Source organism: uncultured Clostridium sp. (assembly GCF_900547735.1).
GTDB lineage: Bacteria > Bacillota > Clostridia > Lachnospirales > Lachnospiraceae > Otoolea.
In genome coordinates, this window is record NZ_URHZ01000132.1 from 1 (window position 1) to 7,804 (window position 7,804).

Annotated in this window: 5 protein-coding genes; all 5 read right to left on the bottom strand. The window is 44.8% G+C overall.

Features of this window, described 5'->3' with window-relative positions; translation table 11 throughout:
* Nucleotides 1-520 precede the first annotated feature (520 nt).
* The 5 genes from QZT18_RS23000 to QZT18_RS23020 all read right to left on the bottom strand — a co-directional run bounded on the left by QZT18_RS23000 (nt 521) and on the right by QZT18_RS23020 (nt 6,888).
* Nucleotides 521-1,465 (bottom strand): D-2-hydroxyacid dehydrogenase, encoded by a 945-nt coding sequence (locus tag QZT18_RS23000; RefSeq protein ID WP_294151994.1) that lies wholly within the window; start codon nt 1,463-1,465, stop codon nt 521-523.
* A 227-nt stretch (nt 1,466-1,692) separates the two neighbouring features.
* Nucleotides 1,693-3,045: an NADP-specific glutamate dehydrogenase gene (gene gdhA, locus QZT18_RS23005; RefSeq protein ID WP_294151996.1), complete on the bottom strand. Its 1,353-nt coding sequence runs from the start codon at nt 3,043-3,045 to the stop codon at nt 1,693-1,695.
* A 354-nt stretch (nt 3,046-3,399) separates the two neighbouring features.
* Nucleotides 3,400-4,587, bottom strand: coding sequence for a sodium/glutamate symporter (gene gltS, locus QZT18_RS23010; protein ID WP_294151998.1), 1,188 nt, complete (start codon nt 4,585-4,587; stop codon nt 3,400-3,402).
* A gap of 150 nt (nt 4,588-4,737) precedes the next feature.
* Entirely contained in the window at nt 4,738-5,583 is an 846-nt protein-coding gene (locus QZT18_RS23015) for a response regulator (protein ID WP_294151999.1), read from the bottom strand.
* Nucleotides 5,584-5,586: 3 nt separating this feature from the next.
* Complete coding sequence (locus QZT18_RS23020) at nt 5,587-6,888, bottom strand: HAMP domain-containing sensor histidine kinase (RefSeq protein ID WP_294152001.1); 1,302 nt, start codon at nt 6,886-6,888, stop codon at nt 5,587-5,589.
* Nucleotides 6,889-7,804 lie beyond the last annotated feature (916 nt).

Here is a 7,804-nt window from a genome sequence, read left to right on the forward strand (position 1 = left end):
ATCTTGGGAATCACAAATTTAAGTTCCATATTTTTACCTATCCTTTCTTTTTTATGGTTGAATGAATCTCGTTTGTTTGATGGTCTTTCACGGTGGGGAGCGACCTTTATTCTCTTGTTTTTCTATTTTCGTAGTATCACGTCCTTTCAAATCGGGTAAAAAAATAGACACCTCATTTTTGAAGTGTCCACCTTTTGCCTATTCAATTTTTATTGGAAGTATCTTTGTTTCTTCACTTTTCAAGGGTAAATCGTCGTATCAAAGCTCATTCATAAGTAGTAAATTAGTAGTAAATTGATTGGTTTCGACCTTGATAAAGTGTGATAAGTCCAGTGTTTATACGGATAACTAGATTTTCATACTATTTTTTATATAAAAATAGAATAACTTGCATATTTATAAATCTCTAAATTACGGTGTTCCCAAAAAACAATGATAAAAAAATGACAGGGACAACCGAATTACCGATTATCACCTGTCATTTATGTCAGAATTAAATTTTTATACTTATAATTATAAATTACAGACCTAATGCTTCCTTAACTTTGGAGATGATAAGGATACCAATATCTTTGGATGCATCTACGGACTGAGCGCCAATGTGTGGGGATACGATGAAGTTATCGCATTCGAACAGTGGGCTTGCAAAGGAATCGTTGCCTGTCAGGCCGCTGCCTGCCAGCTCGTTCTCCATAACGTCTGAAGCATATCCGCCGATTTTGCCTGCTTTAAGAGCTTCATACATATCTTTCTCATTTACAATACCGCCGCGGCTCATGTTAAGAACAACTGCGTCGTTCTTCATCTCAGCGATGGATTTTGCATTGAACAGATCTTTTGTCTCTGGTGTCAGAGGCACATGGATGGATACGAAGTCGGCAACTTTCAGCATCTCGTCGATTGTCATGCCTGTAGCATGCTCTTTCTCGAAATCTTCCGGTTTAAGGAATGGATCGTAAGCTACAACCGTCATGCCGAATGCACGTCCCAGTTCGCCTACGCGGCGTCCGATACGGCCAAAGCCCATAACGCCCAGTGTCTTACCGCGAAGCTCGCGTCCTACGAATTTGTATTTATCCCACTCATGTTTTACCTTAACATCATAGTTAGCTGTGAAGGTTCCACGGGAAATGTCAAGCATCTTGGAGATTGTCAGCTCTGCAACCGCATTGGCATTCATGCCAGGTGCATTGAAAATCTGAATTCCTTTTTCTTTTGCGTATTCTGTATCGATGTGGTTTAAACCAACAGAGCAAACTCCCATAATCTTTAAGTTCTTTGCTGCATCCAGAACCTCTTTGTCGATCTTCGGGTCAACACGCATGATCAGCACATCCACATCACCAATCTCAGCGATAAGCTGCTCTTTGGTGCACGGAAGGTTAGCTGCTGTCTTTACGGTCATGTACTTGCCAAGTTCTTCTGCGATTCCTGAGTATACTCTGTCAATGATAAGACAATTCATAATAATTACTCCTTTCGAAATTTAAGTCTATGTTATTATACCAGCAATTTCTTTAATGAGCAATGAAAAGCATGTCGGGCAGACCCTTCACGCCGTTTCATTGCCACTCAATAAAGGGGCTGCTGCCTTAAGCCTCATGCCTATCCGGCATTTTCTGCTTAATGCAGCAGCCCATTCAGACAACCGCTATATGCAATTGTTATGTATTAATCTTTTAAATCTTCAGATTACCAAGCAACACCCTGAGCCATCATAGCATCAGCGATCTTCTGGAAACCAACGATGTTAGCGCCGGCAACCAGGTTGTAGCCTAAGCCGTAACGCTCTGCTGCTTCTGCGGAACCATTGTGGATATCTGTCATAATCTGATGAAGTTTGGAGTCAACTTCCTCTGCTGTCCAGGAAAGTCTCTCGCTGTTCTGGCTCATCTCAAGACCGGAAACAAGAACGCCGCCTGCGTTTACAGCCTTGGAAGGAGCTACTACCATGTTCTTCTGCTCCATTAAGAACTTAAGAGCTTCGTTTGTGGTAGGCATGTTAGCTACTTCGATGTAGTATTTAATGTTGTTAGCAACGATCTTCTTAGCCTGCTCTAAATCAACGTCGTTCTGTGTAGCACATGGCATAACGATGTCAACCTTCTGGCCCCATGGTTTCTCACCTGGGAAGAACTGGCAGCCGAACTTGTCTGCATAATCCTGAACTTTGTTACGTCCAGATGCTCTCATCTCAAGCATGAAGTCGATCTTCTCTTTTGTTACAACACCGTCTGGATCGTAGATGTATCCGTCTGGTCCGGAAAGTGTAACTGCTTTAGCGCCTAATTCAGCAAGCTTTGTAGCAGCGCCCCAAGCAACGTTACCGAAGCCTGCAAGTGCAACTGTCTTACCTTCAAGAGTATCATTCTCATGTTTCATAACTGCTTCTACATAGTAAACGGAACCGAAACCTGTAGCTTCAGGACGGATTAAGGAGCCACCGAAGGATCTTCCTTTACCTGTAAGAACGCCGTTGTAGAAACCACCAACGAGTTTACGGTACTGTCCGTACATATAACCGATTTCACGAGCGCCTACACCAAGGTCACCAGCAGGGATATCAACGTCTGGTCCGATGTGACGGTATAACTCTGTCATAAAGGACTGGCAGAATCTCATAACTTCTCTGTCGCTCTTTCCGTTAGGATCGAAGTCGGAACCACCTTTTGCACCACCCATAGGAAGTGTTGTAAGGCTGTCTTTGAATGCCTGCTCAAAGCCTAAGAATTTCATAATAGAAAGGTTTACAGACGGAGCAAAACGTAAGCCGCCCTTGTACGGTCCAATGGCGCCGTTGAACTGAACGCGGTATCCTGTGTTTACATGAATCTTGTGATTGTCATCCTCCCACGGAACGCGGAACTCGATAACTCTCTCCGGGATTACCATTCTTTCAAGGAGAGCTACATCTTCATACTCCGGATGTGCATCTACTACCGGGCCAAGGGAAGATAAAACCTCTTCTACGGTCTGGCAGAATTCTGGCTCATCTGCGTATTTCTTCTCCACTTCCGCAATTACTCTGTCAACATACTTGCTCATTGTAATATACCTCCTGTTTGATATATGATTTTAAAAGTTTCACTACTCACTGGAACCAGATTATGTAAATCTTAAACAAAAATCCCTCACGATTCCTTTTGTTTTTGTGAAATTTTCTGTTCTGTTTTTATTATAACGCATTTCCCATTTATAAGCAAATTGAATTAGCATTATAATTGTTATTATTTTTTGTTTATATTCTCCAAAAACGGTGTTTTCTGCCACCTGGCGCGGGGCTGTTTCCCCCGCAGGAAGAGGTGAAAAGCCTGCGCCGCAGACCCTCCACCGTCCTGTAAAAGTCAACTCTTAAAAAGAATTTTTTCTATCAAAATAATTATTTATAACTGCCCCCGATTAGTGGAAGAAGTTAATAAACGCCGTCAGGATAGAAGCGTTGAGGAAGTCGATAAATAAACTTCCTACCAGCGGCACTACCATGAATGCGGTAGGGGCCGGGCCGTACTGTCCTGTAACTGCCTGCATGTTAGCCATGGCGTTCGGTGTTGCACCCATACCGAAGCCACAGAAACCTGTAGTCATAACGGCTGCGTCGTATGTTCTTCCAAGTACGTTGAATACTACGAAATAAGCATAAAGGAACATAAGTATTGTCTGTGCCGCAAGCATTACAATTAACGGAAGAGCCAGCTCTGCGAGCTGCCACAGTTTCATATCGATCATGGCAAGTCCAAGGAAAATGGACAGACATGAACCGCCGAGTGTTCCGATTTCTTCCATCGGGATTTCTTTCTGCTGTACATCCATAATATTACGGATAACAGCGCCGACCAGCATGGCGCCTATGTAGAATGGGAACGTCATCAGCTTGCCGAGGAACATGGAAACAACTGTACCTACACCGATTGCGATAATCAGATAGAGGAATGCATCCAGGAAACGTTTGGAATCAATTGCGCCTGTTTCGTCTTTCTGAACAATTTCTTCAACCGTTGTATCAGTAGCTGCGGAACTTAATTTAAATTTGTGAATCTTGTTGTATGCAATAGGTCCGCCGATAGCACAGCCTGCAACAAGGCCGAAGGTTGCGGAAGCGATTGCCACTACGTTAGCATTTGCAACGCCCAGTTCTTCCAGCATCGGTCCGAAGGAACCTGCTGTTCCGTGTCCGCCTACCATTGGAATGGAACCTGTGGCAAGACCAAGTCTTGGGTCAAGACCGAATGCAGATGCGAGGCCTGCGCCCAGACAGTTCTGTAATACTACCATTACTACTGCAAGCAGAAGGAATACGATTGTCTGAATTCCTCCCTTTTTCAGCATTCTGAATGATGCTGTATAACCTACGCTACAGAAGAAGGCAACCATGAACACATTCTTAAGTGTCATATCTGCGGAAATTTCAACGATCCCCGCGCTTCTAACTGCAAGATGCAGAATAGCATAGATGAAACCACCAACTACAGGTGCCGGAATACAATATCTACGGAGAATCGCAATCTTGTCAACAAGAACGCGTCCCAGAAGAAGAACGATTGCCGCAACCGCGGTTGCCTGATACATATCAAGCTCAATAACTTTCATACAACTACCTCCAATAAATTATTTGTTTACGTTGAAGGCAGTATAAATCACATCTCTCAAAAAACTACAAAATAATTCAAGAATATATTCAAAAAGTTATAACACTTTTTTAACTTTGTTTATAACGTGTTTAGAAACGGCATAAATACGTTAGATTTCACGGTCTGCCGCCAGCATCAGGCTGTCTATAAATTTCTTGATGCTCACCTTGCCGCCGTACTTTCTCTTTCCGCGGATATAATCCATCTCCGCCCGGATCTCCTCGAACGGGAAAAGAGTACTTGAATAGGATGTAAACGTGTCGTTCATAAAGTCCTCAATCCCCAGATGCGCAAGATTGGACATGCCCACCGCTATGGCTCTTCTGATTCTCTGCTCCATGTTCTTCGGGGCGTCGCTGAGTATCTCGCAGAGCTGTCCGATGCTCACCTGAGAAATCGGCCTCTTATTGCTGTGCAGATACTGGCAGATTCTCATTATGTCGTCTCCGCCCTTCTCTCCCGACATTCCAAGTCTGTTGAGAATGTACTGGACCTTTCTGCCGTAACCGTCGTCCGGTTTCTTCTCCTTCGGCATGTCGGCAATCTCAGCCATAAACATCTTTTTGATATTGGACAGGGTCTTCTCATTATCAATCTGCTTCTCCACCTTCTGGATAACAGACTTCACTTCGATAATATTGATTGGCTTGCTGATAAAAAATTCCATACCCGCATCATAGGCCTTGCCTACAAGCTCTTTGGCGGATACCTGGGATATCATGATGCACCGCGCATTACATCCCTTTTCCTTCAGTTCTCTCACAAGCTCGACGCCGTCCTTGCCCGGCATCAGGAAATCCACGAGAATTACATCGGGCTCAAGAGCCAGGATCTCATCCACGTTGGCAGGCTCTCCCTCCGTCGTTCCACAGATTGTTCCCAGTTCATTGTCTTCAATAATATCTTCCAGAATACTGATTACGGTTACGTCATCTTCTACAATATAAATTTCCATTTTTTACGGCTCCTCTAACATTTCAGCGGGTATCACAATACGGAATTTCGTCCCCTTGCCCGGGGAGGATTCCACATCGATACTGCCTTTAAATTGCTCTTCTACTGCATTTTTCACACCAACAAGTCCCACCCCGCGGTATATATTGCCCGTTTTTTCATCAAACTTTGTTGAATACCCCATTTTGAAAATATTGGGAAGCTGCCTTTCTGAGATTCCCGGACCGTCGTCCGTGACTTCGAACAGATAGCTGTCACCTTCCTTTTTCTCCGCAATGCGGATTGTGCCGCTCCTGCCCTTTGTCTCAATGGCCTCTATGGCATTATTGACAAGATTCTTGAGCACTGCCATCAGGATATAATGCTCTTTCGTCACAAAATTCTCCTGACAGTCATATAAAAGACGCACGTCCAGCCGCTTCTCCGCCAGCATATGGTATGTGGACGCCTCCAGAATCTGCAGAAGATCCTGAAAATTCATCTTCTCCTCATCGTAGTCCTCATCTATCTCCTGCTCTATCCCCTGAATAATTCTGATATAGTCCTTCTTAATCTCATGGACATCCCTGGCAATCTCTAAAGCCATCTGCTGCATCTCTTTTGGAAGTTCCTCCATGGTCAGGGTCTTCTCATAGAGACGGTATGCATTGCTCATGACTCTCTCTATCTCCTCCGTATTCTTATGCATCAGGTAAATTTCATTTTTAAGACCTGTTGTCATAAGAAACAGCCTCTGATAACGGTTCTCATGCTCCGCCTTCTTAAGCAGGGCACGGTACTGCCGCTCTCCAATCAGCGCCACTGCAGCAAACAGGGTACGGATAATGGCAATCATCATAAGATATTTGACAACGGACAGAGCCGGCAGCGCTCCCTGCTGAAGTAATTCCTGCAGGGAAACCTCAAAGACATTGGAACCGAAATCACAGAAAAAAATCGCGACGATCAGACGTTCCATCTGAACGATATGCTTATTCTTAATCTGGAGTTTAAAAATGAGTCCATAACAGATATAGAACAGGGCTCCGGGGAGCACCTGTATCAGGCTGGGTTCCAGCGGCATTCCCTGGAACAGCAATATGACTAGCCGGAAAACATAGACAATACAGGCCGTCACAAAACAGATCGTCCTTGTATGAATCTGAATTCCCACCGTCATAATCAGGACGGGCAACAGAATTACCGATGTTGAAATACGAAAATTATTTACAAATACATTCCAGTAAAGCTGAGAGCTCAGAGCTGTAATCACTCCTATTGCGAGTGTCCGCTTCCACGGTTTCATATTCATCTCCACTGTGTTCATTTGTAATGTCCTCCTAACGGCTTAAAATAATGTAAAAGCTCTGAATCTTCTCACCGTTACCAAGCAGGCTGTCCGGTTCCATTGCAGTTTTTGCGGCTGTAATTGGACAAACCCCTGTTTTTTAGTATACTTCTTTTCAAACTGTCTGTAAAGTGATTTAGTTGGAGGCGGGGACGCCTCTGTAGGATGGCGGACGGGGGGATGGGATTGTTTGGTGAGTCTTCCGTCCCGGATTTGAGGGAGTCGTGTGGGGAATCCGGGAGAAAAAATTCCTACGGGGACTCGCTCCCGCTTGTGGAATGCGCAGCGGATGCTAGCTTCGTATAAAACCTCAGCAAGCACCGGCGGATTCCAATGTCCCCTTCGGAAAGTTTTCTCCCTCCTTCCCAGGGCAGATTATCGACCGGGACTGAAGACCAGCGAAGGGGATCGGCCCCGTTCGTCATCTTCAGAAGCTGATTGTCTCTTTCCTCAAGTGTGGGGTGATATTGCCGTAACCACTACATGGTTGAGATACCTTTACATTGTGAGGATACTCAGGCTGAAATGAAAGTTGAAGCCAAAGTGGATTTAAAGACTGATGATAAAGCCGATTCCCGTACCAGACAATCTAAAGCCGCATAAATTGAGCAAGAGATCTTTTCCAGGCATTCGTTGAAGTGTAGTGGCCGCGACAATCCCCTTCCCACTTGAAGAAATAGAACAATTCAGCGGCCGCAGGCCAGGGATCGGGATGGCAAAAACCTTCGCGTCTTCAGTCCCGGTCCTTAACCTACCCGTGGGGGAGGAGGGAGAAAAAGATTCCGAAGGGAACCTGGGAGTTCATTGGTACTTACCGAGGTCTTTTCGAGGTTAGTACCATTATGTACTCCGAAGAGCGCAAGCGTTTCCCGCAGGAACTTTTTCTGCCCGGATT